The following is a 22,795-nucleotide window of genomic DNA, read 5'->3' as shown; positions in this document are numbered from 1 at the left end:
CCCGCGACGACGACCGGGCAGCTGTCTGCCCACGACGGCCGCCCGCCCGCCCGTCCGAGAAGACAACCCTCCGTCCATTGAGGACGGTCAGCTGTCCACTGACGACGGCCGTCCACCCACCGACGAACGGAGGCCGCCATCCCCGAGGGGGTGGCGGCCTCCGTGCGGCTCAGGCGAAAGAAACTGTCAGACCACGGTCCAGGTGTCCTTGCCCCGCAACAGTCCCTGCAGGTCGGGCCGGTGTGCTTCGCGGGCCTGCTCGACCTGGGCGCGGGCGCCGTCGTCGTAGGTGGGTCGGTCGATCTGGCGCAGGATGCCGGTGGGCACGTGGTTCAGGTTCTGGTCGCCGAGGCGGGACAGCGCGAAGGCGTAACTCGTGTCGGCGATCGCCGGATCGTGCAAGACCAGGTTCTGCTCGCCGATCTCGGCGACCTTGCCGACCTCGAGCCCGCCCCAGTCACTGCGGCGCACGCCGTACTCGCCCTCGGCGCCGAACCGGATGGGCTCGCCCGCGTGCAGCGGGATCAGCCGCTGGGCCGCCTCGTCCTTGTCCTTCAGCACTTCGAACGCGCCGTCGTTGAAGATCGGGCAGTTCTGGTAGATCTCGACGAGTGCCGAACCACGGTGCTTCGCGGCCGCTTCGAGCACCTCGGTGAGGCCCTTGCGGTCGGAGTCCATCGCCCGGCCCACGAACGAGGCCTCGGCGCCGATCGCGAGCGACAACGGGTTGAACGGGGTGTCCACCGACCCCATCGGGGTCGACTTGGTGACCTTGCCCGGTTCCGAGGTCGGCGAGTACTGGCCCTTGGTCAACCCGTAGATCCGGTTGTTGAACAGCAGGATCTTGATGTTGACGTTGCGGCGCAGCGCGTGGATCAGGTGGTTGCCGCCGATGGAGAGCGCGTCGCCGTCGCCGGTCACCACCCACACCGACAGGTCCGGACGGGTGGTGGCCAGCCCGGTCGCGATCGACGGCGCGCGGCCGTGGATCGAGTGCATGCCGTAGGTGTCGAGGTAGTACGGGAACCGCGACGAGCAGCCGATGCCCGAGATGAACACGATGTTCTCGCGCTTGAGCCCGAGGCTCGGCAGGAACGACTGGACGGCGTTGAGCACCACGTAGTCGCCGCAGCCGGGGCACCAGCGCACTTCCTGGTCGGACTTGTAGTCCTTGGCCTTCTGCGGTTCGTCGGTGGCAGGAACCAGGTCCAGGCCGCCCAGCTGCGGCAGCCCGAGATCGATGGCGGTCACTTGACGCCCTCCGGGACGAGGTTGGTGATGAGGTCGGCGAACACGTTCTGCAGCTCCTCGGCCTTGAACGGCAGGCCGGCGACCTTCGAGTGCGAATGGATGTCCACCAGGTACTCGGCCCGCAGCAGCAGGGCGAGCTGGCCGAGGTTCATCTCCGGCACCACGACCTTGTCGTAGTGGCGAAGCAGTGCGCCGAGGTTCTTCGGCAGCGGGTTGAGATGGCGCAGGTGCGCCTGCGCGATCGGCATGCCCATCTTCCGCACCCGCCGGCAGGCCGCGCCGATCGGACCGTAGGAGGAACCCCAGCCGAGCGCGAGCACTCGTGCCTCGCCGGACGGGTCGTCCACCACCACGTCCGGCACGGTCACGCCGTCGACCTTGGCCTGACGCAGCCGCACCATGTGGTCGTGGTTGTCCGGGTCGTAGGAGATGCTGCCCTTGCCGTCCTGCTTCTCCAGTCCGCCGATGCGGTGCTGCAGCCCGGCGGTGCCCGGCACCGCCCATTCCCGCGCCAGCGTCTCCGGATCGCGGACGTAGGGCCAGAACTCGCCGGAATCGTCGGTGGCGTTGGGCGCGGAGGCGAACTCCACGCGCAGGTCGGGCAGGTCCGCCACGTCCGGGATCAGCCACGGCTCGGACCCGTTGGCGATCGCGCCGTCGGACAGCAGCAGCACCGGCGTGCGGTACTGCAGCGCGATCCGGGTCGCCTCGAGCGCCGCGTCGAAGCAGTCCGCGGGCGAGCACGGCGCGACGACCGGTACCGGGGATTCGCCGTTGCGGCCGAACATCGCCTGCAGCAGGTCGGCCTGTTCGGTCTTGGTGGGCAGCCCGGTGGACGGACCGCCGCGCTGCACGTCGACGACCACGAGCGGCAGTTCGGTCATCACGCCGAGGCCGATCGCCTCGGACTTGAGCGCGACACCCGGTCCGGACGTGGAGGTGACGCCGAGCGCCCCGCCGTAGGAGGCGCCGAGCGCGGCCCCGATCCCGGCGATCTCGTCCTCGGCCTGGAAGGTGATGATGCCGAAGTTCTTGTGCTTGGACAGCTCGTGCAGCACGTCCGAGGCCGGGGTGATCGGGTAGGTGCCGAGCAGGATCTGCAGGCCGGACTGCTGTCCGGCGGCCACGAGCCCGTAGGCCAGCGCGGTGTTGCCGGTGATCTGCCGATAGGTGCCCTGCGCCAGCTTGGCCGGCGCGACCTCGAAGGTCGTCACGAACGATTCGGTGGTCTCGCCGTAGTTCCAGCCCGCGCGGAAGGCCAGGATGTTGGCCTCGGCGATGTCCGGCTTCCTGGCGAACTTCTCCTTCAGGAACCGCTCGGTGCCCTCGGTGGGCCGGTGGTACATCCAGGACAGCAGCCCGAGCGCGAACATGTTCTTGCAGCGCTCGGCGTCCTTCTTGCCCAGCCCGGTGTCCGCGAGCGCGCCCTGGGTCAACGTCGACATGGCGACCCGGTGCACCTGGAAGGCGGACAGCGTGTCGTCGCCGGTCGGGTCGCTGTCGTAGCCGACCTTGACCAGGTTGCGCTTGCTGAACTCGTCGGTGTTCAGGATGATCGTGCCGCCGCGCGGGACGTCGCCCAGGTTCGCCTTGAGGGCGGCGGGGTTCATCGCCACCAGCACGTCGGGCCGGTCGCCGGGCGTGAGGATGTCGTAGTCGGCGAAGTGCACCTGAAACGACGACACCCCGGGGATCGTGCCCTGCGGGGCGCGGATCTCGGCCGGGAAGTTCGGCATCGTCGACAGGTCGTTGCCGAAGGCGGCGGCCTCGGAGGTGAACCGGTCACCGGTCAGCTGCATGCCGTCGCCCGAGTCACCGGCGAACCGGATGACGACCCGGTCCAGCTTGCTCACTTCGGTGGCCCTGGTCGCGGTCAGCGCTGCGTGCCCGTTACCGGTCTCGCTGCCGTTCGTCGTGCTCATGGGTCAGGGAATCCCTCTCTCCCGACGTGCTGCGGCCCGGGCCGTTCCCCGGGACGCCCGCCCCCACCACCGACGTCGGCGGCGGTACCGGGCCTGCTTCCGAGGCTACTCGCCGAGCACCTCCGCGCTGCCGAAGTGTGGGGTAGCCGGGAGCCAGTACTTCCCTGCCTGGCCACGACCGGCACAGCTGCGTTCGATGGTAGTGGCGCGGACGGCCCGGGCAGGCGTGACGCGCGTCTCCCACCAATGGTCCAGATCAGAAGTCAAAGCTCGCTCGAACTTCACTGTTCCCACTCTGTGGACGCCGCGCTGGTGATCGTGGTCAGCGCCGGGTGATCCGCGCCTTCATCGCCGCCAGCCGTTCCGCGAACGCCGGTGCGGCCAGGGATTCCAGTTGCGGTGCGAGCTCCGCGTCGACGGCCGCGGGGTGTTCGGCGAGGTCGCTGGTCAGCCGCATCGTCCGCTTCGTGGACACGAGAACCTCGCGCGGCGCGGCCACCGCGGGCTCGGCCAGCGCACGGGCCGCGGTGATCAGCGCGTCGTGCTCGCCCTCGACGACGCGCAGCGCCAGCCCGGCGCGGACGGCGGCCTCGGCGTCGAGCACCTCGCCGAACAACGTCATCGCGGCGGCTTGCTGCGGCCCGAGCAGGCGCTGTGTCATCCAGGTCATCCCGCCGCCGGGATGCAACCCCAGTTCCAGGAACCGGGCGATGAACTTCGCGCGCGGCCCGGCGAGGCGCACGTCGGCGGCGAGCGCGAGGTTCAGCCCCGCCCCGACCGCTGCCCCGCCGACCGCGGCGATCGTGGGCAGGCTGCACCCGGCGACGGCGAGGAATCCCGCGTAGACGGAACGAAGCCCCGTGGCATCCGCGTCGCCGAGCGCGCTGAGGTCCGCACCCGCGCAGAACGCGGGCGGGGCGCCGGTGACGATCACCGCGTGCACGTCTTCGTCGGCCTCGGCGCGAGCCACCGCGGCGGCCAGCTCCGCGGACAGGTCGAGGGTCAGCGCGTTGCGGCTCTTCGGGGCGTCGACGGTGAGCAGCGCGACGCCGTGGTCGTGCTCGCTGTGGATGCGGTCGGTCATGTGCCCGAGCATCCCACTCACGAGGGGCTCGGCGGCCGTTCCAGCAACCGCGACAGCACGACGGTGGACACGGTCCGGTCGATGATCTCCAGGCCGCGCAGCCGTTCCAGCGCGGTTTCGAGGTGGTGGATGTCGGCCGCGCGCAGGTGCACGATCGCGTCTGCCGCGCCGGACACCGTGTAGGCGGCCACGACCTCGGGCAGCGGGTCGAGCCGCGCCCGGATCCGGGCCGGGGTCACGTTGCCCTGGCAGTGCACCTCGACGAACGCCTCGGTGCCCCAGCCCAGTGCCTCCGGGTCGACCACCGCGGTGAACCCCCGCAGCACCCCCGTTTCGAGCAGCCGGTCGACCCGGCGTTTCACCGCGGGGGCGGACAGTCCGACGACCTTGCCGATCTCCGCGTAGCTGGACCGCGCGTTGGCCACCAGGCAGGAAACGATTCGCTGGTCGATACTGTTCACACGCAATGTTTAGCAGGTATGCACGCAGTGAACAGCGATTGATTGCGAGTTCAGACCGACCTTACGCTTGACTCATGCAGGGACAGGCCGTGCCGCGGGTGCCCACCCCCCGCCGTTACCTGATGTGCCCGCCGCGGTTCTTCGCGGTGGACTACGCGATCAACCCCTGGATGGACCCCAGCCAGCCGGTCAGCGCGAAGGTCGCCCTCGCGCAGTGGACCGAGCTTCGGGACACCTACCGCCGCCTCGGCCACACCGTCGAGGAGATCGAACCGCAGCCGGGGCTGCCGGACATGGTCTTCGCGGCGAACTCGGGCACTGTCGTGGACGGGCGGGTGCTGGGTGCGCGGTTCCGGGCGCCGCAGCGCGCCGCTGAGGCCGAGCACTTCCGCCGCTGGTTCACCGAGCACGGTTACCGCGACCTCACCATGCCGGAGAAGATCAACGAGGCCGAGGGCGATTTCGCGTGGACCGGCCGGGTGCTGCTGGCCGGCACCGGCTTCCGCACGGATCCCGCCGCGCACGCGGAGGCGCAGGAGGTGCTGGGCGTCCCGGTGGTGTCGCTGCGGCTGGTCGATCCGCGGTACTACCACCTGGACACCGCGCTGTTCGTACTCACCGAGGCGACCGACGCGGCGCCTGCGCAGGTCGCCTACTACCCGGAGGCGTTCTCGCCGGGCTCGCAGCAGGTGCTGCGCCGGCTGTTCCCCGACGCCGTTGTCGCCACCTCGGCCGACGCCGAGTGCTTCGGCCTGAACGGGGTGTCGGACGGTCGCAACGTGGTGTTGCCGTTGGAGGCGCGGCGCACGGGGCTGGGGGAGACGCTGAGCCGGTGCGGCTACGAGCCGGTCTACCTGGACGTTTCCGAACTGCGCAAGGCCGGCGGCGGGCCGAAGTGCTGCACGATGGAGATCCGCAAGTAGCTCTCCGTACGGCCCGGTCGGCCTCACCCCGGTTGCCAACGGGATTAATCGGGTAGCATGATTAATCCCTTACACGGCTTCCGGCGGGCGGAGAGGTGCGCATGGTCACCTTCGCAGTGCACGGCATCGGACGGCCTCGCCGCGCCCTCGACCCCGGCGAGGACGAACGGTGGCTCACCGTCGAGCAGTTCGACTCGCTGCTCGACGTGGTCGCCGGCGCCGGCGCGCACCTCACCTTCGACGACGGCAACGTCTCCGACGTGGAGATCGCCCTGCCCCGGCTGGTCGACCGGGGGCTGCACGCGGAGTTCTTCCCGCTGGCCGGCCGGGTCGGCGAACGCGGGTACGTCGGGCGCGAGGACCTGCGCCGGCTCGTGCGGGCGGGGATGCACGTCGGTTCGCACGGCTGGGACCGGCACGGCTGGCGTCATCTCGACCGGACGTTCACGGTACGGCGCGAGCTGGACGCCGCGCCCCGGCTGCTGGAGGAGCTGAGCGGTGCGCCGGTGCAGCGCTACTCGCTGCCGTCGGGCTCGTACGACCGGCGCGTGCTGACCCACCTGCGTGAGGCCGGGGCGACGCGCGTCTACTCCACTGGCGGCCGCTCCCGTCCGGGTGCCTGGCTGCGGCCCCGCGTCGAAGTCCGGTCGGATCTCGACGCCGGATGGGTCGAGAACGCCGTGCGCCGAGCCGGCCTTCGCCGATGGCACAGGACATCCGGCGGCGCGGGACTGCTGCGCTTCCGGTAAGCCTGCGGTCGCGGGAGTCGCGCGCTGCCTTCGCCGCTCGCGCGCCTGTCGCTCGCGTCGTCCGAAACTCCGGCCTGTCCGGTGAGAAAAACACCCACCTTTCGGCGGTAGCCGCCTTACCGTCCGCGGAGCACCCTGTTGCGCACGCCGCATCGTAAAGAACGTTTCCTAATGGACAGGGAGCATCATGCGGAAACTGATCCTGCTCGCGATCATGGCGCTCGCCGCCGCGGTTCTGCCCGCTGCGCTCGCCTCGGCCGCGACCCCGTCGGGGAGTCGTCCGGCCGCCGGGCCCAGTGCCGAGCAGCTGCTGGCCAAAACGACCGGCTGCGACCAGATCTCGAACGGCAAGTACAAGACCGACGAGGACGCCGCCGACGCCGGGGTGGCGGTGTGCGACGGCGGCTCCGCGGTGTTCTGGAAGGCGGATCTGGACATCGACTGCGACGGACAGCGGACGTCCCAGTGCAATGAGGACACCGACTGCTGCTTCCAGCCGGACACCGCGTTCCACCAGTCCGACGGGCAGCCGCTCAACGCGGCGGAACTGCCCTACATCGTGGTGCCCAGCTCGAGTGACATCTGGGACTACCAGTCGGCGAACCTGCACGGCGGCGGCTCCTGCGCGGTGATCTACAACGGAAAGGTCGAGTACGCGGTCATCGGGGACACCGGACCGGACGAGATCATCGGCGAGGCCTCCTACGCCACCGCGAACGACCTGGGCATCAATCCGGACCCGTCGAACGGCGGCACCGACTCCGGCGTCACCTACATCTGCTTCAAGGACTCCGAGGTGAACCCCATCGAGGACCACGCCGCGGCGACCAGCACCGGCGAGGACCTGGCCACCCAGTTCGTGAACGGCTGAACCGGTGCGGGGCCGCCTCGCCGTCTCACCGGCGGGGCGGCCCCTTCAGCGGCCCACTCAGCGGCGGCCGAGTACACGGTGCCGTACCGGATCAGGCTGATCCCGGTGAGCCTGCTGGGAAACGTGGCGACCGGTCCCTCAGGACAGCGCCTCCGCCGCCGGGATGACGTCGGTGCCCATCTTTTCGATCAGGCGCAGGTCCGGAACTCCGGGCAGGGCACCGATCGCGGCGTCCACCCCGAGTCCGTGCAGCCGTTCCAGCTCACGTTTGAGGTCGTCGGCCTTCTCGCCGGACGGGCCGATGTCCAGGATGTGGTAGACGGTCTTGGTGATCTCGCCGTAGTCGCGGCCCTCGGTGTCGCAGTGGCGCTTCAGCACGTCGAGTTTGTGTTCCAGCTCCGGGCTGTTGAAGATGTTGCACGCGTCGCCGTACTTCGCGACGAACCGCAGGGTCTTCTTCTCACCGCTGCCGCCGACCATGATCGGCGGGTGCGGGCGCTGCCGGGCCTGCGGGACGTTCATCAGGCGCTCAGCCCGGAAATGCTTGCTGGTGAAGGATTCCTCGCCCTCGCCCCACATCTGCAGCACATACTGGAGGTTCTCCTCCAGCAGTTCGAACCGTTCGGCGGTGGGCGGGAAGGGGAAGCCGAGGCCGCGGGATTCCTCCTCGTTCCAGCCGGCCCCGATGCCGAGGACCGCGCGGCCGCCGGAGAGCACGTCGAGGGTGGTGATGGCCTTCGCGAGCAGGCCGGGATGCCGGTAGAGCACCCCGGTGATCACGGTGAGCAGCTTGGCGCGCTCGGTGTGCGCGGCCAGGTAGCCGAGCGTGGTGTACGCCTCGAGCATGTCGTGCTCGACCGGGCCGACCTGCGGGATCTGGAAGAAGTGGTCCATCACGGCGAGGTACTCGAACCCGGCCTCGTCGGCCGTCCGCGCGACCGCGGCGAGATCCGCGCCGAGACTGCCCGCTCCGCCGGCCCACGTGAAGTCCGGGATCTGCAGTCCAAGTTTCATGTATTCGACGGTATACCTGGAGTAACCCCGGCCGCGCGATCAGAAATCGCGCACGACGGTGACCGTTCCGTGCAGGGGATCGCTCACGTACACCGCGCCCGTGCGCTGGTCCACGGCCACTTCGCCGGGGTTCACGCCGAGGCCCAGCTCGCCGCTCAGCGTCTCACGCTGTCCATCCACTTTGGACAGACCGTTCTGGCCGCCGTTGGTGTAGACCGTATCGGTGTCCTGGTGCACGGCGACCGAGGAAGCTTCGCTGCCCAGCAGCACGGTCTTCGTCTGGGTCCTGGTCACGCCGTCGACAATGGACAGGTGGTGGATCGCCGAGTTGGCCACGAACACCTTCCCGCTCCGCTCGTGCACAACCACCCCGATGGGGGAGGCGCCGACCGCGACGCTGCCGGTGAACTTCCCGGCGTCGAGGTCGTAGATCTCCACGGAATCGGTGTCCGGGCTGGTGCAGTAGGCCCGCCGGCGCCCGGGGTCGACGGCGATACCGGCCAGCCCGGGTTTCGGAGCCGGCACCAGCTTCCGCTGGGTCAGGCTGACCGTGTCGACGACCGCGAACGTGCCGGTGTCCGCACTGACCGCGTACACCGCCTGTGCGCCGGGATCCACCGCCACCGACGACGCCCCGGCCCCGGCGCCGACCACGCTCAGCGTGCGGTGGGTCGCCCCGTCGAGAGCCAGCACGGTGCCCCCTGGCGGGTTGGCGACGTAGATCCGGTTGGCGTTCGCGTCCACGGCGAGGCCGCTCGGCGCGCCCCCGACGGTGAGCGTGGCCACGACCTGCCCGGCCTGCGGGTCGAGCACCGCGATCGAGCCGGCGCTCGCGTCGGCGGCGTACACCAGGCCGGTGACCGGATTCACCGCGAGCGCCGACGGCGACCCCCCGACCTGGAGCACACCGACCCGCTCGGCACCTCTGGCCGGGGCCGCGACGAACCCGGCGGCACCCGCCGCGACCAGCGCGAACAGACCTCGTCTCGGAAACCGCGGACCGCGCATCGCATCCTCCTGCCCCGGTGGCCGGTCGGTTCGGATTGCCGCCCGACCCTAACCCGGGCGAGGATCATGTGAAGGAACTTCGGATCCCCCGATCGCGTTGTTTCCGGTGAGTAACCACGGTGAAGAGCGGACGGAGGCGAGCCGCGTGCACAGGCACCACAACGGACTGAAGACGGCGTTGCTGCTCGGTCTGCTGTCAGCGATCATCATCGCGATCAGCGGGCTGTTCGGGCGCGGGGCGTTGCTCATCGGCCTGCTGCTGGCGCTGGGCATGAACGCCTTCGCCTACTTCAACTCCGAGAAACTGGCGCTGCGGGCGATGCACGCGCGGCCGGTTTCGGAGGTCGAACAGCCCGCGATGTACCGGATCGTGCGCGAGCTGGCCACGACCGCGCGGCAGCCGATGCCCGCGCTATACCTCAGCCCGACCGCGGCGCCCAACGCGTTCGCCACCGGGCGCAACCCGCAGCACGCCGCGGTGTGCTGCACCACCGGCATCCTCGAGCTGCTCGACGAGCGGGAGCTGCGCGCGGTGCTCGGGCACGAGCTCTCCCACGTGTACAACCGCGACATCCTGATTTCGTGCGTGGCCGGTGCGCTGGCCAGTGTGGTCAGCGTGCTGGCCAACCTCGCCTTCTTCTTCGGCGGCAACGACCGGGAGGGCAACCCGTTCACGTCGCTGTTGCTGGTGCTGTTGGGGCCGATCGCGGCCGGTGTGGTCAAAATGGCGGTGAGCCGCTCGCGGGAGTACCAGGCCGACGCCTCGGGCGCCGAGCTGACCGGCGATCCGCTCGCGCTGGCGTCCGCGCTGCGGAAGCTGGAGCGCGGCACCCGGGCCGCGCCGCTCGCGCCCGAACCGGCGGTGGTGTCGCAGTCGCACCTGATGATCGCGAACCCGTTCCGTCCTGGTGCCGGCCTCACCAAGCTGTTCTCCACCCATCCGCCGATCGAGGACCGCATCCGCAGGCTGGAGGAGATGGCCGGCCGCTGAGCCCGGGTCACTCCCAGGTCGCGGTGTCCGGGTCGACCCCGTGCGCCTCGGCGTTGGCGAAGATCACGTCGCGCAGCCAGCCGGAAAGCCCGGGCGTCAGACCGTCGTAGTACGACGAGAACCCCGGGTCGGTGGCGAACTTGCGGCCGAGGCACACCTGCATCGCGTGCGTGCAGTCGAAGTACTGGGACAGTTCCGTGCGGTGCCGCTCGGCCAGCTCGTTGGCCTCGGCCGAGCCGGGCGCGGTCCCGGCCTGTTTGGCGGCGGCCAGGTCGGCGTTCAGGGTGTCGTGCTCGTCGGAGACGCGCCGCCAGTCGTCGGCCGTCTTCCCCGCGGTCCGCTCCTCGTACTGCGCCCACTGCTTCGTGTCGCCCCACCGCTGTTCGGCCTGGCGTGCCCAGTCCGGATCCCAGCCGGAACCGAAGATCTCGACCTGTTCCTCCGGCGTGATCTGAATGCCGCCTCGGGTGGCCGCCAGCATCCGCTCCACCGCGGACGCCATGTGCTGCAGCCGGGTGATGCGGTCGGCCAGCTCGGCGCGCTGCCGTCGGAGGTGGGCGCGTTCGTCGGTGGCCGGATCGTCCAGGAGACGGCCGATCTCCGCGAGTGGGAAGCCCAGCTCGCGGTAGACCAGCACCCGGTGGATGCGCGCGACGTCGCCGGCCGAGTACACCCGGTACCCGGCCGGCGTCCGAGCGCTGGGCCGGACCAGGCCGATGGCGTCCCAGTGGTGCAGCGCTTTCACACTCACCCCGACGAGGGTCGCCACCCGGCCGACGGTGAGGCCGTCCTGTTCCGTCACCGCTCCAGTGTCGCCCGCGTTCACGGGCGCGGCACTTCGATGCCCACCGCCCGCAGCCGGTCGGCGACCACGCTGTCCGGGTCGATCGGCTGAGCGGCGGTCAGCACGACCCGCGTGCCCTCCGGCGTCACCACGATCAGGTCGAGCGAGTTCCACGGCCGCTCGTGCGGCCCGTCCGTGCAGCCCGGCAGCAGCTCCTCACACCGCTCACGGATTTCGCCCAGTTCACCGAGCACGCAGGAGAAGTTGATGCGCGGCGCCCCGGCTCCCGCGCTGCGCTCTCCGGGCTCGAGCAGCACGTCCTGAAACGCCCAGCGCCGCAAGTGGACCAGCCGGCCCGGAATGCTGAACAGGTCGCTGAACCCGAGCCCGCGAAGCCAGAACTCCCGGGAAGCGGCCAGATCGGCGGTCGGTACGGTCAGAAACATCGGCATGCCGTAAATGCCGTCGTAGTTCCCCGGAGAAACCGCATCAAAGGCGGGCACCGGGACGGGGCTGCGAAATTCGGTCATGGCAGTGAGCCTGCGGCCTCCCGCAGGGTCAGGGTCAAGCCATCGGGCCAAGAGACGACGAAACCCCCGTGACCGAGGGCCGCGGGGGCTTGCTGGTGGCAGGTGAGGGATTCGAACCCCCGAAGGCTGAGCCGTCTGATTTACAGTCAGATCCCTTTGGCCGCTTGGGTAACCTGCCTTGACCGGGTGACCGGCCGGGGAAAGGATACCCAACGGCCGCGGGCCGGGGTCAACCGGGATGCCCGGTGGTGTGCAGGGGCTAGGCTGGTGGCCCCTGACGAGCGAGTACGAGGTGTGAGGACACGTGGCGGATCCCTCTTTCGACGTGGTGAGCAAGGTCGACCGCCAGGAGGTGGACAACGCGCTGAACCAGGCGGCCAAGGAGCTGGGCACGCGGTTCGACTTCCGCGGGACCGGGACCGGGGTCAGCTGGGCCGGTGAGGAAGCCATCGCGATCGAGTCGGAGACCGAGGAACGCGCGCTGGCCGCCGTCGAGGTCTTCAAGGAGAAGCTGATCAAGCGGAACATCTCGCTGAAGGCCTTCGAAGCAGGCGAGCCCGCCGTCTCCGGCAAGATCTACAAGATCAACGGCAAGATCCTGCAGGGCATCGCCTCGGACAAGGCCAAGCAGATCGCGAAGTTCATCCGCGACGAGGGCCCGAAGGGCGTGCAGGCCCAGATCCAGGGCGACCAGCTGCGGGTCTCGGGCAAGAAGAAGGACCAGCTCCAGGACGTGATCGCCCTGCTGAAGGGCGAGGACTTCGAGATCGCGCTCCAGTTCACCAACTACCGGTGAGCGATGGGCTCTGACCTGCGGGTATCTGGTTTCAGGTGCCCGTGGGTACAACCCCGGTACAACCGAGCGCGGAGTCCACGAGCGTCCGCGTCTGGTCCACCGCGTCCGGCCAGTAGCCGACGTAGGTGTTGAGCGTCACCGTGGGCGTGGTGTGGCCCATCGCGAGCTGAACGGTCTTGACGTTCGCTCCGCCGAAGATCAGCACCGTGGCGAAGTAGTGCCGGAGGTCACGCAGGCCGAAGCCCTCCGGCAGGCCAGCGGCCTTCACAGCCGGACGCCAGATGTACGACCAGTCGGCCCGGTGGATCGGGCGGCCGTCGCCCCGCGTGAACACGAGGTTGGCGGGCCGCCGGATCGGCCGGCGGGGGTCGGTCTCGTCGTCGATTTCCTCCGGCAGCGTCCGGAAGGTCTCCAGGTGGCCGCGTAGGGAGTTCGCGACCAGCGTCGGCAGCTCGTTCGCGCGGCGGCTGGTCTTGGTCTTCGGCGGCGCGAGGTAGGGCGTGCGGCCGGACACCACGGTGAGCTGATGGCGGACCTCGACCTCCATCGCGTCGAAGTCGATCGCGTCCCGCTCCAGGCCGAAGATCTCGCCACCACGCCAGCCGCAGCCAGCCGCCAGGTAGACGATCGGCCGGTACCGCTCCGGCAGCGCGTTGTGGAGTGCGTGGACCTCTTCGGGGCGCGCGATGTAGTACTGGGCGTCCTCGATCTCCGGCAGCCGAATGCCGACGCACGGAGACGTCCCGATGCGCTTGTCGGCCACGGCCGCGTTGAACAGCGGAACGAGCGTCCCGAAGTAGACGACCGTGAGCGTGCTCGGAGCGAGCTTGGTCGCTCGATCCTTTACCCAGCCCCGAATGTGCGAGCTCCGGATCTGCGCGATGGGCAGCCCACCGAGCACGGGCACGAGGTGCCGCCGGATGACGCGCTCCGTCCGTTCAGCCGTGCTCGGGCGGTGCAGCAGCGTCTGCCGCCACTGGTCCGCGTACTCCTGGAACGTCAGCCGACCGGCTCGAGGATCGACGTACTGCCCGCGCGAGATGTCGGCGTGCATGTTCGCGTCGTGCCGGTCGGCGTCGGCGCGGCGCTCGAACAGCTCGGTACGGTCCTGGCCGGTGTCCGGGTCGACCCAGCGGACACGCCAGCGCTTACCGCGTCCATGGCGCTTCGCGCGCAGCCTTTCGCCGGTCTCCGCGTCGCGTTTGCGCAGGTACCAGAGGTCGTCAACGGCCATGCGGTCCCCCGCCGTCGTCGTCCTGACCGTCGAGCTTGCGCCGGGCGAGGTGCAGTTCGGCGAACACGGCAGCGAGCCGTCGCTCCGCGTCGTTGTGGTAGCCGATGCCGGTCATGGACCAGTCGTTAACGACGGTCAGGACCTCGGTGTCGGCGATGCCCAGGGCCTCACGCTGCTCATCGAGGCGGTACTCCGCCCGGGTACGGCGGATCTGCCCGAACGTCGTGGAGTAGCGGCGGGACTTGGTCAGGAAGTGGCCCCGAAACCCGAGCATGTGCGCCCACTTCCGGAGGTTCAGCTCCCGGTACTCGGGCAGCCCGCCGAGCCGCCAGGCGGTGCGCATGAGCTGCTTGTGGTGCTCGGTGATCGGAAGCTGCTCGATGTGCTCCGCCGAGCGGATGCGGTAGTCGGAGCCCTCGGTAAGGCGGGTGCCCTTGGTGGCGTACTTGGCGACGTAGCCCGCGACGCGCCGGTCGTGCCAGCCACCGTCCGAGTCCTCCGAGGTGCCCTCCGACGCCGCGATGGGCTCCACGTCGACCTGCTCACCCCAGGACAGCTTGACCACGCCCACAGCGGGGGACTCGGGGGTGCGCACGATGACGGACGCAGCGGCGGCCTGGATGACGGCGGTCAGGAGGTCGTCGGTCACGGCGGCCGGCGGGGGCGGTCCGTCCGGTCCCTCGGGGCCATCGACGCGCACGACGGCGTGGAAGTGGATGAGCCCGCGGCGCTGGTACTCGGCGACTTTGGCGTAGGACAGGCGCATGACCTCGCGCAGCTCAGCCGGGCGGATGCCGAGGGCGCGGGCGAGTTTGCGGCCCACGGCGATGGTGAAGCGGCGCCACAGCTCCCCGGCGTGGGCCTGCCACAGCACCGACCCGACGTAGTCGTAGGTCTCGGGGTCCAGGGGCGTGCCGAGGACGTCGTCGTACTGGGAGTGCAGCTCGCCACAGGAGCAGCGGCGCACGTGTCCATTGCGGAACGGTCGCGAGTGGACTTTCCCGAACGACGGCGCGGTCAGCGTCGCCAGCACGCGCAGGTGACCGGTGACGGTCTCGGGGACGCCCTTGCCCCCGGCCATGCCAGCGCGGATGAGGTGGAACGTGTCGTGCGCGTAGTGGGCTGAGCAGGACTCGCACACCGACGCGCGCCGGTTCTTGCAGGGGACGAACACGCTGCCGGACAGCTCGGCGAAGACCTTGCCGGAGGAGTCGACCACGGTGGATCCCCCGGCCATCCGGACCGGCTTCGCGCAACCCCGAGCGGCCTTGACCTTCCCGGCCCAGGTGTCGAAGTTCGAGCGGGCGAGGACGTGCGCCAGGGCCGGGTCCAGCGTGCCGGACTCCGAGAACGCGGCCACCATCTCGCCGAAGCCAGCCGGAGCAGCCACCATCAGGCAGCCACCCCCACCCGAGCGGCACCCGGCCAGCCGACGCGCGACGCTTGGCGGTCACCCCACACGACCGGACGAGCGACGGTGTGGACGCCGTCCAAGCAGGGCACTTCGAGGACTTCCCCGCGTTCCACGAGGGTGTTCCAGCGCTCCGGCGAGACGCCCATGCTCAGGACCAGGTCCTGGACCAGCTCGGGGAGGTCGGCGAACCGTACCTCGCAGAAACGGCGGCCGGTCTCCGAGTCCACATCAGACAGGCGGAACCGCTCGCCAGGCAGGCGACGGACCTGGGCGCAGTGGCGTTCCTGCTGGGCCACGACCATGTCGGAGTACGAGCCGAACCGGCCCTCGCCACGGCAGGTGCGGCAGGCAATGCCGGACCCGGGCGTGAGCGTGCCCATTCCAGAGCACGACCAGCACGGCGCCCACGCGATCACGGGAGCCTGGATGTGCGGCTGCCCGCAGCGGGAGCAGTCGAAGGTGAGCACGTCACCGAGCTGCATGGTGGTCATGGCTCAGACCCCCGCGCAGTCGCAGACGAAGGCTGCGCCGACGGTGCCGGTCACCGAGCCATCGGTGTCGCAGGCCGCGAGGGTGCCCCAGCAGTCCGGGCACATGCCGGTCGGGCCAGGGCGGTGCTTGCGGGCGGCGAACGACTGGAACAACGGAGCCAGCGAGTAGTAGCGGAACGGCCCGACGACGGAATAGGTCTCCCCCGCGTCCACGAGCGCTTCCCACTTCGCCTCGGTCAGCCCGACGACGTCCGTGATCACGTCCTCGACGTACGGCGGCAGGTCACCGAACTTGTTGCGGCCGAACGGTTCCAACGTCAGCGGGTTCTCGTCGGAGAACCGGAACCGCTCCGGAATCACCGTCACGTACCGCTCGTCATCCAGCAGAGCAAGAGCGCCCATGTTCGCCTCCGTCGTCGCGCCGAACCCGGTCAACCTCCCTAGGGAGGTATCTTCAGGTTGCACCTCCCTAGGGAGGTTGTCAAGCGAGGTGTGGAGGTCTCACTAGGGAGGCCGTACGCTGGACACTGACGCAGCGAAGGAGATCCCGTGTCGGAACGGCTACCGCTCAGCAGACGGATCGCGGCCGACCTGCGCGCGGCGATCTTGCAGGGGGACCTCGCTCCGGGGGCCGTACTCCCGTCCGAGCGGCAGCTCATCGCCCAGTACGGCACGACCAAGGCGACCGCAGGCAAGGCGATTGCCTTCCTGGTCTCCGAGGGCCTGGTGACGACCGAGTTCGGACGCGGCACCTTCGTTCGACGCCGTCCGCCCCTCCGCCGCGTCTCTGCTGCACGACGCCACGCGGCCCACCGGGACACCGGAAAGCCCGTCTTCGATGTCGGAGCCATCGAGCAGGGGCGAGTTCCGTCCCGGCGAATCCTCTTCGTCGGTCGCGCTCCCCTGCCCGCGAATGCAGCCCATTGGCTACGCGCTTCGCCCGGCGACGAGGCAGTCGTACGCCGTCGCTTGCAGTTCCTCGACGACGAGCCGGTCGTGGTCTCCGCGAGCTACTACCCACTGTGGCTCGCAGCGGACACTCGCCTTGAGTCTCCCGACGCACTGCCGGAGGGGCCGGACGAGCTGATCGAGTCACTCGGGCACACGTTCTTCCGAGGGGTCGAGGTGTTCAGCGCGCTCATGCCGACCCCGGAGGAGACGGAGCTACTCACCCTCCACGCGGGCGTGCCGGTGATGCACATGTGGGACGTCGACTACGACAAGGACGGTAGGCCACTGCAGGCCGCTCACGACGTCTACGCGGGCGACAAGCACGAGTTCATCTACGAGTGGAACGAAGGCGACATTCAGCCATGACGAGCGAGTGGCCGGGCAACTGGGCGGACCGGATCAGCGGCGAAGCCTGTGAGATGTGCCAGTCGAAGCGCTTGGACGAGGACACCTACGGGATCCGGATCTTCGAGACGGCCGATGTGGACGCCGTGCTCCAGCGGGCCGATATCCAGCGCGGGTACACGCTCGTGATCTGGCGCGGGCGTCACGTCGTCGAGCCGTTCGAGCTGAGCGAGTCGGAGGCGCAGGCGTACTGGAAGGCGACGTTGACCGTGGCGAAGGCGCTGGCGACGTTCTACCGGCCGCTCAAGATGAACTACGAGACGTTGGGGAACACCGTTCCGCATCTCCACACGCACCTACTGCCGCGCTTCGTCGAGGACCCTGCTCCGGGGAGGCCGTTCCCGCTGCTGCCTCAGAGTGGCGATGAATCCCAGATCGACCCTGCGCAACTCGCCAGCGACGCCGCAGCGCTTCGGACTCTTCTCGGTTGAGCCGCTGGTCGTGAGGCGGAGGCTCGGTGAGAACTTTCTCTACAGGATCAAGGCGGCCCCTCCGGGGCCGCTCGGCCCCATGCCTTTGCCCCGGCCAAGCCCTCGCGGGGGCGTGCGGCCTGGCGGCCGGTCCCCCGCGAGTCGGCCGGGGCGAATGGGCCGATGGACGCGATAGGCCGCAGATCAAAGAGGTGTCCTCGCCGGACGGGCAGGTCTCCGAGATGGCCGGCAGGGCCCGCACGTTGCGTCCGTGGTTGGCCAAACGGCATCTCGCCGACCTCCCAGAGGGCTATCACGCCGCGTCAAGGGGGCGTTTTCGCAGTTCAGGCACCCAGGGCGGAAGGTGCCCCCTTGACACGACATGATCGGGCTGCGCCAGGTCGACGAGATGCCGAGAGGCCACCCACTGCGAGGGCGGGATCCCAACGCCGCCATGTCAGCGCATCACTTGAATCTCAGAGCGCGCGGAGCCGCGGCCATTCGGCGCAGATTATCGTATTCAGGCTGACATCTCTATATCCAGCCATCTTTGCAACCTCTTGTTCAGAGAAACCCTTCGATTGCAAAGTAGTGGCAACGTTCTCCGTGAGGTGTGGAACTTCCAAGGGCAACTCTTCGCTGACCGGCTCGCGAACGCGCCAACCCAATCGGCTGAACTTCTTGTATAGCGACGTCCGCTCAGTGGCCGTAATTGTCCTCAACTGATGCGCGCGTTCAACCAACGCTTGCATAGATGTGCCCCACTGACGCTTGAGATCAGCCAGTCTTCCCGTCGTCAGGTTTCGAAGCTGAGGACGAATAATCTCTTCTGGCATAAGAAATTCAGCCGCGAATCCATTGGCCTCATCTTCGGGACTGGTGCCTATATACTCCGAGTGCAAACACAAGTGACCAAGTTCATGGGCGAGCGTCCATCGTCGTCGATCAGCTGGGGCGCGCTCATTCAACAGCACGACCGGATGATCGCCAACCCACTGCGATAGGCCGTCCACTCTGGCCGTGCCGAAATCTTCGACAATCACGACGCAGCCTGCAGCCTCAATCCACCCGGTCAGGTTTCTGATCGGCCCGACCGGAATACGCCATTGCATCCGCGTCAATCGGGCCGCATCGGCTGCGGAAACGTCGACAGGATCGAAGGTTGGCACGATCTGATCCGCATGAAGGGAAACCTGCTCAAAGAGAAAGCTCAAGCGCATTCGCAACTCGTTCAAACGCGCCTCAAGTTGGCGCCACTCTTTGGCCCTCGCGGACGCTCGCCGCCGCATGTGTGCATCCACTGCCATCGCACCCCTGAGCGAACCCGCATGCTGCAGGAAGTCCTCAGTGACCCCCAGCGCCTCAGCGAGCTTGCCAAGGGTCTCCTCGTCCGGCACGCGCTCGTTCATCTCGTAACGGTTGACCGTCGGCTGCGCTACTCCGATCAACTCGGCGAGATGTTCACCAGTGAAGCCGCGGGCAAGGCGCAACGTACGTAGCGCGTCACCGATTGCAGCCATTACTCCTCATCCGATCCTGTGGGTTGACGCCCGCCGGCCGCCCCATCTGCAACGTCGACAGTGGGCAACGTCGGCCCCGGCACGTTGGGGTAGGCGACGACGCCTCCCGCCTCGCCGCTCGGCTCATCAGGCAGCTGGTAGGTCCAGATGACGTTATCTTGCCCGTCTCGAAGAGTGAGCACACCGGGGCCCATAGATCGCGTCTCACGATCCCACTCATAGCCAGCCTCCAGACGGCATTCGTCAAAACCGGGGAAGCTGTCAGTTGCACCCTGTGACTCGAAGTCGATCACGTTCTGTGTGCGATAGCTGCTCGTTCGACCGTCGAGATGGTGCCGCTTCAGACGGACGCGATAGTGCAGTCGCTCGGCCGAGCTGACCTGGACCAGAATCTCTCGCTTGACGTTATCGTCGATCAAGTGGATGTGATCAAGGTCAGCGAACTGGCGGTCGACCTCCGACCACATCCAGTCATGTAACAGGCAGGCAATGGTCCTTGGCGTGTTGATGGCCACCCAGTCAGGGTGCTCCTCACGGTAGACGCTGTACTCGCGCTTTCCGTGCCGGGCTGCCCGAGCGAGCCCCAAGATCACCTTGTCGCCCAGCTCTGCAACCACGGTGTCCATGACCGGATGGGAAATCATACCGGATTTTATACCACTCTTGAGGTGGCGTGTCACGCGGACAAGACTGACTGGGTCGGTACAAATCCGGTACAGACGGCACCAGTCAGCGACGACCAACGACGAGCGCCAACGGACACGAACCCGCAGCTCAGAGCCCCGCGACCGCCCATCCGTCCAGGTTGGACGCAGTTCACCAACTACCGCTGACGGACCCCCGGCGTGGTGGGCGGCCGGTCCGCCACGTCAGGGGAGTGTTCCGCGCCAGGTCGTGATCGCCTTTCGGTCCTCGGTGTCCAGGAGGTCGAGGAGCGGGGCCGCGGCGCAGGCAGCGACTGCGGTGCGGAAGGCGGTCTCGGTTGTCGTGCCGTGGGCGCGGCACAGGGCTTCGGCGGCGGGTTCGCCGTTCGGGCGGCCTTGGGCGGCTGCCACCGCGGCGCCGTTGCGCGCCGAGATCAGGTAGTCCTCGACGATCGCTTCCTCGGTGGTTCCGGCGATGGCCAGCAGGAGCAGCGAGATGAGCCCGGTGCGGTCGCGGCCGCTGACGCAGTGGAACAGCACGCCGCCCTCCGGTGCCCGGGCGAGCGCGGACAGCACCGCCGCCGAGCGGTGCGGTAGCCGGGTCAGGTGCGGCAGGTAGTACAGCGCGGTGCCGACCAGCCCGCTTTCCCAGTACTCCGCCCAGAAATCGGGATGTTCGGTCAGACCGTCGTGATCGATCTCGACCCGGGTGAGCCAGTCGGGTGCGCGATAGCCGGACTGTGCGCGTTCGGCTGGTTGCCGGAGATCGAGCACGGTGCGGATGCCGAGCGCGTGCAGGTGCCGCCAGCCCCGCGCGGTCACCGCGGACAGGTTTTCCGAGCGGAAGAACACGCCGCGCGGGGTGTGTCCGCCGCCGGTTCGTTCGAGCCCGCCGAGATCCCGGGCATTGACCAGGCCCTCGGCGGACACGACGCGAGACGGGTTCGTGCTCACGATGCGGTGCGTCCCATCGCTTCCACGGCCGCGAAGGTCGGGCCGGATATTTCGAAGGTGCCTTTGTACCCTCGCCGGCGGACCAGCCGCGCATGAGACCCCACGAACGAGTGGAATCGGGGACTGACCTGCGGAACTTTCGGGGTGCCTCGGCGGTCGCGTGATGTAATCGCGCGGCCGTCAGCGAGAGAGGGTGCCGAATGCGTCGTTGGACTCCCGTGGTCGCCTTCCTCACGTCGCTGGTGGTCCTCGCCGCCGGGTTCACCCCGGCGACCGCGGTGGTCGACAAGCAGCAGCTGGTGCCCGGGTACGGGTCGTACCCGCGGCTGGTGCGGCTGGAGCATTCGCCGTTCGGGCGCGGAAACATCATCGCGGCGCTGACCAGTGAGGACTCCGCCGGCAAGTTCACTCCGATCATGGAGAGCACCGACGAGGGCCAGAGCTTCCACCGGATCGCCGCGATCCGTGATCCGGACGCCGAGCTCGGCCAGTGCTGCGGGACGCTCTACGAACTGCCCCAGCGCGTCGGGTCCCTGCGCGAGGGCACGTTGCTGTGGGCCGCCAGCTACCGGCAGGAAGCGGGTGCGCAGCGGCGCATCGGCATCAAGGTGTGGGCCAGCCGCGACGGCGGCAGGCACTGGACGTTCCTGTCCGAGGCCGCGCGCTCGCACAACCACGACGGCATCTGGGAGCCCGAGTTCTCCGTCGACGCCGGCGGCACGCTCTGGCTGCACTACGCCGACGAAACCCAGGCCCCGCAGTACGCACAGGTGCTCAACCGGGTCGCCTCGACCGACGGCGTGCACTGGGGAACCAAGCAGCTGACCATGGCCATCCCGCCGGACCGGGTGCGTCCGGGCATGCCGATCATCCGCAGGCTGCCGGATGGGCGGTACTGGTTCAGCTACGAGATCTGCAACTACGGCGACCGCTACTGCGATCCCTACTACAAGATCTCCGCCGACGGTGCGAATTGGGGCGATCCGGCCGATCCGGGCACCCGCGTGGTCACCGCCAGCGGCGACTACTTCCAGCACGCCCAGACCGTCACGCTCTTCCCCGGCGGCCCGCACGGCGTGCGGCTGGTCATGGTCGGGCAGATCTACACCAGCGCGCTCGGCGCGCCCCGGCCCGGCAACGGGCAGACTCTGCTCGTGAACGACGACCTCGGCGAGGGCAACTGGTACCCGATGCCCGGTCCGATCCTGATCACCGGCATCTACAACAACTTCTGCCCCAACTACTCGTCCACCCTGCTGCCGGTCGACGGCGGGAAAAACGTGCTCGAGATCGCCACCGAGTACAACTCCGGCTGCAAGGCGTACTTCGGCAAGGGGCCGCTCTTCTGATTCTCGAGCGACTCGTCCGGTGTCACTCGGTACGGTGAGCGGCGAACCGGAGAGCGACCGAGGGAGCAGCAGACGTGAAGGGCATCGTGCTCGCGGGGGGCAGCGGTACACGCCTGCACCCGATCACCCAAGCCGTGTCGAAGCAGTTGCTGCCGGTGTACGACAAACCGATGATCTACTACCCGATCTCGGTGCTGATGCTGGCCGGGATCCGGGACATCCTGATCATCTCGACGCCGTCCGACCTGCCGAACTTCCGCCGGCTGCTGGGGGACGGCAGCCAGTTCGGGCTGTCCTTCTCCTTCGCCGAGCAGCCGAGCCCGAACGGGCTGGCCGAGGCGTTCGTGATCGGCGCGGACTTCGTCGGCGACGATCCGGTGGCGCTGATCCTCGGCGACAACATCTTCTACGGCCAGGGTTTCTCCACCACGCTGCAGCAGGCCGCCACCGGCCTCGACGGCTGCGTGCTGTTCGGCTACCAGGTCAAGGATCCCGAGCGCTACGGCGTCGGCGAAGTCGACGAGCACGGCCGGCTGCGCTCCATCGAGGAGAAACCCGAGCGGCCGCGGTCGAACAACGCGATCACCGGGCTCTACTTCTACGACAACGAGGTCGTGGACATCGCCCGCAAGCTCAAGCCGTCGCACCGCGGCGAGTTCGAGATCACCGACGTCAACCTCACCTACCTGCGCCAAGGCCGCGCCGACCTGATCGAACTGAGCCGCGGCTTCGCCTGGCTCGACACCGGCACGCACGATTCGCTGCTGGAGGCCGGTCAGTTCGTGCAGGTGCTCGAACACCGCACGGGCGTGCGGATCGCCTGCCTCGAAGAGGTCGCGCTGAAGATGGGCTTCATCGGCGCGGACGAGTGCTACGCGCTGGGCACGAAGCTGGCGAAATCGGGCTACGGCGAGTACGTGATGAACGTCGCCAGGGTCGCGGGCGCCACCGGCTGACCGTCCACAGCGGACACCACAGGCGGCACGGACACCACCGGCCAGGCCAGTGCCGGCCGGCTGGCCCTTGAACGACCCGGCCC

General features: G+C 68.8%; 24 protein-coding genes and 1 tRNA gene. 9 read left to right on the top strand and 16 right to left on the bottom strand.

What is annotated here, in order from left to right:
• Positions 1–186: 186 nt before the first annotated feature.
• The 4 genes from BJY18_RS19885 to BJY18_RS19870 all read right to left on the bottom strand — a co-directional run bounded on the left by BJY18_RS19885 (position 187) and on the right by BJY18_RS19870 (position 4,718).
• On the bottom strand, positions 187–1,251 hold the full coding sequence (locus BJY18_RS19885) for a 2-oxoacid:ferredoxin oxidoreductase subunit beta (protein ID WP_184781394.1): 1,065 nt from the start codon (positions 1,249–1,251) through the stop codon (positions 187–189).
• A complete protein-coding gene (locus BJY18_RS19880; protein ID WP_184781393.1) occupies positions 1,248–3,173 on the bottom strand; it encodes a 2-oxoacid:acceptor oxidoreductase subunit alpha in 1,926 nt (641 codons plus the stop codon). The genes BJY18_RS19885 and BJY18_RS19880 overlap by 4 nt, the downstream gene beginning before the upstream one ends.
• Before the next feature lie 322 nt (positions 3,174–3,495).
• Positions 3,496–4,257 carry an enoyl-CoA hydratase gene (locus BJY18_RS19875; RefSeq protein ID WP_184781392.1) on the bottom strand — a complete coding sequence of 254 codons (762 nt, stop codon included), beginning with the start codon at positions 4,255–4,257 and terminating at the stop codon, positions 3,496–3,498.
• 17 nt (positions 4,258–4,274) lie between these two features.
• The gene (locus BJY18_RS19870; protein ID WP_184781391.1) at positions 4,275–4,718 is read right to left on the bottom strand and encodes an Lrp/AsnC family transcriptional regulator; all 444 of its coding nucleotides are present in this window, start codon (positions 4,716–4,718) and stop codon (positions 4,275–4,277) included.
• A gap of 74 nt (positions 4,719–4,792) precedes the next feature.
• On the opposite strand from BJY18_RS19870, the gene ddaH reads away from it, so the two are divergent.
• The 3 genes from ddaH (at position 4,793) to BJY18_RS19855 (ending at position 7,261) form a co-directional block, all read left to right on the top strand.
• On the top strand, positions 4,793–5,641 hold the full coding sequence (ddaH, locus tag BJY18_RS19865; protein ID WP_376774697.1) for a dimethylargininase: 849 nt from the start codon (positions 4,793–4,795) through the stop codon (positions 5,639–5,641).
• 101 nt (positions 5,642–5,742) lie between these two features.
• Positions 5,743–6,390, top strand: a complete 648-nt coding sequence (locus BJY18_RS19860) for a polysaccharide deacetylase family protein (protein ID WP_184781390.1) — start codon at positions 5,743–5,745, stop codon at positions 6,388–6,390.
• 187 nt (positions 6,391–6,577) lie between these two features.
• On the top strand, positions 6,578–7,261 hold the full coding sequence (locus BJY18_RS19855; RefSeq protein WP_184781389.1) for a glycoside hydrolase family 75 protein: 684 nt from the start codon (positions 6,578–6,580) through the stop codon (positions 7,259–7,261).
• Between the two features lie 138 nt (positions 7,262–7,399).
• Here the strand turns inward: BJY18_RS19855 and BJY18_RS19850 are convergent, their stop codons facing one another.
• Together BJY18_RS19850 and BJY18_RS19845 are read right to left on the bottom strand one after the other, a co-directional pair.
• Positions 7,400–8,275 (bottom strand): LLM class F420-dependent oxidoreductase, encoded by an 876-nt coding sequence (locus BJY18_RS19850; RefSeq protein ID WP_184781388.1) that lies wholly within the window; start codon positions 8,273–8,275, stop codon positions 7,400–7,402.
• Positions 8,276–8,314: 39 nt separating this feature from the next.
• Positions 8,315–9,283, bottom strand: a complete 969-nt coding sequence (locus BJY18_RS19845) for a YncE family protein (protein WP_184781387.1) — start codon at positions 9,281–9,283, stop codon at positions 8,315–8,317.
• Positions 9,284–9,428: 145 nt separating this feature from the next.
• On the opposite strand from BJY18_RS19845, the gene htpX reads away from it, so the two are divergent.
• On the top strand, positions 9,429–10,274 hold the full coding sequence (gene htpX / locus BJY18_RS19840; RefSeq protein ID WP_184781386.1) for a zinc metalloprotease HtpX: 846 nt from the start codon (positions 9,429–9,431) through the stop codon (positions 10,272–10,274).
• A gap of 7 nt (positions 10,275–10,281) precedes the next feature.
• Here htpX and BJY18_RS37795 read toward each other — a convergent pair whose 3' ends face one another.
• The 3 genes from BJY18_RS37795 to BJY18_RS19825 all read right to left on the bottom strand — a co-directional run bounded on the left by BJY18_RS37795 (position 10,282) and on the right by BJY18_RS19825 (position 11,766).
• The gene (locus BJY18_RS37795; protein WP_184781385.1) at positions 10,282–11,076 is read right to left on the bottom strand and encodes a MerR family transcriptional regulator; all 795 of its coding nucleotides are present in this window, start codon (positions 11,074–11,076) and stop codon (positions 10,282–10,284) included.
• 20 nt (positions 11,077–11,096) lie between these two features.
• Positions 11,097–11,588 (bottom strand): VOC family protein, encoded by a 492-nt coding sequence (locus tag BJY18_RS19830; protein WP_184781384.1) that lies wholly within the window; start codon positions 11,586–11,588, stop codon positions 11,097–11,099.
• A 93-nt stretch (positions 11,589–11,681) separates the two neighbouring features.
• Positions 11,682–11,766: transfer RNA gene (locus BJY18_RS19825), tRNA-Tyr, on the bottom strand.
• A 126-nt stretch (positions 11,767–11,892) separates the two neighbouring features.
• Between BJY18_RS19825 and BJY18_RS19820 the strand changes: the two genes are divergently transcribed.
• Positions 11,893–12,384, top strand: a complete 492-nt coding sequence (locus BJY18_RS19820; protein WP_184781383.1) for a YajQ family cyclic di-GMP-binding protein — start codon at positions 11,893–11,895, stop codon at positions 12,382–12,384.
• Between the two features lie 31 nt (positions 12,385–12,415).
• Here the strand turns inward: BJY18_RS19820 and BJY18_RS19815 are convergent, their stop codons facing one another.
• From BJY18_RS19815 to BJY18_RS19800, 4 genes are read right to left on the bottom strand one after another with little or no spacing between them, the layout of a single operon-like run.
• On the bottom strand, positions 12,416–13,618 hold the full coding sequence (locus BJY18_RS19815) for a tyrosine-type recombinase/integrase (RefSeq protein ID WP_184781382.1): 1,203 nt from the start codon (positions 13,616–13,618) through the stop codon (positions 12,416–12,418).
• Positions 13,608–15,011 (bottom strand): replication initiator, encoded by a 1,404-nt coding sequence (locus tag BJY18_RS19810; protein ID WP_246458928.1) that lies wholly within the window; start codon positions 15,009–15,011, stop codon positions 13,608–13,610. The genes BJY18_RS19815 and BJY18_RS19810 overlap by 11 nt, the downstream gene beginning before the upstream one ends.
• The gene (locus tag BJY18_RS19805) at positions 15,011–15,523 is read right to left on the bottom strand and encodes a hypothetical protein (protein ID WP_184781381.1); all 513 of its coding nucleotides are present in this window, start codon (positions 15,521–15,523) and stop codon (positions 15,011–15,013) included. Before BJY18_RS19805 ends, BJY18_RS19810 begins: the two co-directional genes overlap by 1 nt.
• 3 nt (positions 15,524–15,526) lie before the next feature.
• On the bottom strand, positions 15,527–15,925 hold the full coding sequence (locus BJY18_RS19800) for a hypothetical protein (protein ID WP_184781380.1): 399 nt from the start codon (positions 15,923–15,925) through the stop codon (positions 15,527–15,529).
• A 147-nt stretch (positions 15,926–16,072) separates the two neighbouring features.
• Between BJY18_RS19800 and BJY18_RS19795 the strand changes: the two genes are divergently transcribed.
• Together BJY18_RS19795 and BJY18_RS19790 are read left to right on the top strand one after the other, a co-directional pair.
• A complete protein-coding gene (locus tag BJY18_RS19795; RefSeq protein WP_184781379.1) occupies positions 16,073–16,840 on the top strand; it encodes a GntR family transcriptional regulator in 768 nt (255 codons plus the stop codon).
• On the top strand, positions 16,837–17,310 hold the full coding sequence (locus BJY18_RS19790; protein ID WP_221457838.1) for an HIT family protein: 474 nt from the start codon (positions 16,837–16,839) through the stop codon (positions 17,308–17,310). Before BJY18_RS19795 ends, BJY18_RS19790 begins: the two co-directional genes overlap by 4 nt.
• 455 nt (positions 17,311–17,765) lie before the next feature.
• Here the strand turns inward: BJY18_RS19790 and BJY18_RS19785 are convergent, their stop codons facing one another.
• The 3 genes from BJY18_RS19785 to BJY18_RS19775 all read right to left on the bottom strand — a co-directional run bounded on the left by BJY18_RS19785 (position 17,766) and on the right by BJY18_RS19775 (position 20,407).
• Positions 17,766–18,809 carry a helix-turn-helix domain-containing protein gene (locus BJY18_RS19785; protein WP_184781378.1) on the bottom strand — a complete coding sequence of 348 codons (1,044 nt, stop codon included), beginning with the start codon at positions 18,807–18,809 and terminating at the stop codon, positions 17,766–17,768.
• Positions 18,809–19,453, bottom strand: coding sequence for a hypothetical protein (locus BJY18_RS19780; RefSeq protein WP_184781377.1), 645 nt, complete (start codon positions 19,451–19,453; stop codon positions 18,809–18,811). The genes BJY18_RS19785 and BJY18_RS19780 overlap by 1 nt, the downstream gene beginning before the upstream one ends.
• A gap of 225 nt (positions 19,454–19,678) precedes the next feature.
• Positions 19,679–20,407, bottom strand: coding sequence for a tyrosine-protein phosphatase (locus BJY18_RS19775; RefSeq protein WP_184781376.1), 729 nt, complete (start codon positions 20,405–20,407; stop codon positions 19,679–19,681).
• A gap of 200 nt (positions 20,408–20,607) precedes the next feature.
• Here BJY18_RS19775 and BJY18_RS19770 point away from each other — a divergent pair, with 200 nt between their 5' ends.
• Both BJY18_RS19770 and rfbA read left to right on the top strand, forming a co-directional pair.
• Positions 20,608–21,756: an exo-alpha-sialidase gene (locus BJY18_RS19770; RefSeq protein WP_184781375.1), complete on the top strand. Its 1,149-nt coding sequence runs from the start codon at positions 20,608–20,610 to the stop codon at positions 21,754–21,756.
• Between the two features lie 74 nt (positions 21,757–21,830).
• Entirely contained in the window at positions 21,831–22,712 is an 882-nt protein-coding gene (gene rfbA, locus BJY18_RS19765; protein WP_184781374.1) for a glucose-1-phosphate thymidylyltransferase RfbA, read from the top strand.
• Positions 22,713–22,795: the final 83 nt, after the last annotated feature.

It is taken from the genome of Amycolatopsis jiangsuensis, from assembly GCF_014204865.1.
GTDB lineage: Bacteria > Actinomycetota > Actinomycetes > Mycobacteriales > Pseudonocardiaceae > Amycolatopsis > Amycolatopsis jiangsuensis.
Note: the sequence above shows the minus strand (reverse complement) of the source record. Positions and strands in the feature narration are given on the sequence as shown.

What these genes read in the sequence shown, in the direction of transcription:
- BJY18_RS19810 (WP_246458928.1), bottom strand. Translation starts at nt 15,011, where the DNA reads ATGGTGGCTGCTCCGGCTGGCTTCGGCGAGATGGTGGCCGCGTTCTCG.
- BJY18_RS19770 (WP_184781375.1), top strand. Translation starts at nt 20,608, where the DNA reads ATGCGTCGTTGGACTCCCGTGGTCGCCTTCCTCACGTCGCTGGTGGTC.
- BJY18_RS19800 (WP_184781380.1), bottom strand. Translation starts at nt 15,925, where the DNA reads ATGGGCGCTCTTGCTCTGCTGGATGACGAGCGGTACGTGACGGTGATT.
- BJY18_RS19845 (WP_184781387.1), bottom strand. Translation starts at nt 9,283, where the DNA reads ATGCGCGGTCCGCGGTTTCCGAGACGAGGTCTGTTCGCGCTGGTCGCG.
- BJY18_RS19780 (WP_184781377.1), bottom strand. Translation starts at nt 19,453, where the DNA reads ATGATTTCCCATCCGGTCATGGACACCGTGGTTGCAGAGCTGGGCGAC.
- BJY18_RS19790 (WP_221457838.1), top strand. Translation starts at nt 16,837, where the DNA reads ATGACGAGCGAGTGGCCGGGCAACTGGGCGGACCGGATCAGCGGCGAA.
- BJY18_RS19850 (WP_184781388.1), bottom strand. Translation starts at nt 8,275, where the DNA reads ATGAAACTTGGACTGCAGATCCCGGACTTCACGTGGGCCGGCGGAGCG.
- BJY18_RS19875 (WP_184781392.1), bottom strand. Translation starts at nt 4,257, where the DNA reads ATGACCGACCGCATCCACAGCGAGCACGACCACGGCGTCGCGCTGCTC.
- BJY18_RS19855 (WP_184781389.1), top strand. Translation starts at nt 6,578, where the DNA reads ATGCGGAAACTGATCCTGCTCGCGATCATGGCGCTCGCCGCCGCGGTT.
- BJY18_RS19830 (WP_184781384.1), bottom strand. Translation starts at nt 11,588, where the DNA reads ATGACCGAATTTCGCAGCCCCGTCCCGGTGCCCGCCTTTGATGCGGTT.
- BJY18_RS19815 (WP_184781382.1), bottom strand. Translation starts at nt 13,618, where the DNA reads ATGGCCGTTGACGACCTCTGGTACCTGCGCAAACGCGACGCGGAGACC.
- ddaH (WP_376774697.1), top strand. Translation starts at nt 4,793, where the DNA reads ATGCAGGGACAGGCCGTGCCGCGGGTGCCCACCCCCCGCCGTTACCTG.
- BJY18_RS19805 (WP_184781381.1), bottom strand. Translation starts at nt 15,523, where the DNA reads ATGACCACCATGCAGCTCGGTGACGTGCTCACCTTCGACTGCTCCCGC.
- BJY18_RS19860 (WP_184781390.1), top strand. Translation starts at nt 5,743, where the DNA reads ATGGTCACCTTCGCAGTGCACGGCATCGGACGGCCTCGCCGCGCCCTC.
- BJY18_RS19880 (WP_184781393.1), bottom strand. Translation starts at nt 3,173, where the DNA reads ATGAGCACGACGAACGGCAGCGAGACCGGTAACGGGCACGCAGCGCTG.
- BJY18_RS19785 (WP_184781378.1), bottom strand. Translation starts at nt 18,809, where the DNA reads ATGGCTGCAATCGGTGACGCGCTACGTACGTTGCGCCTTGCCCGCGGC.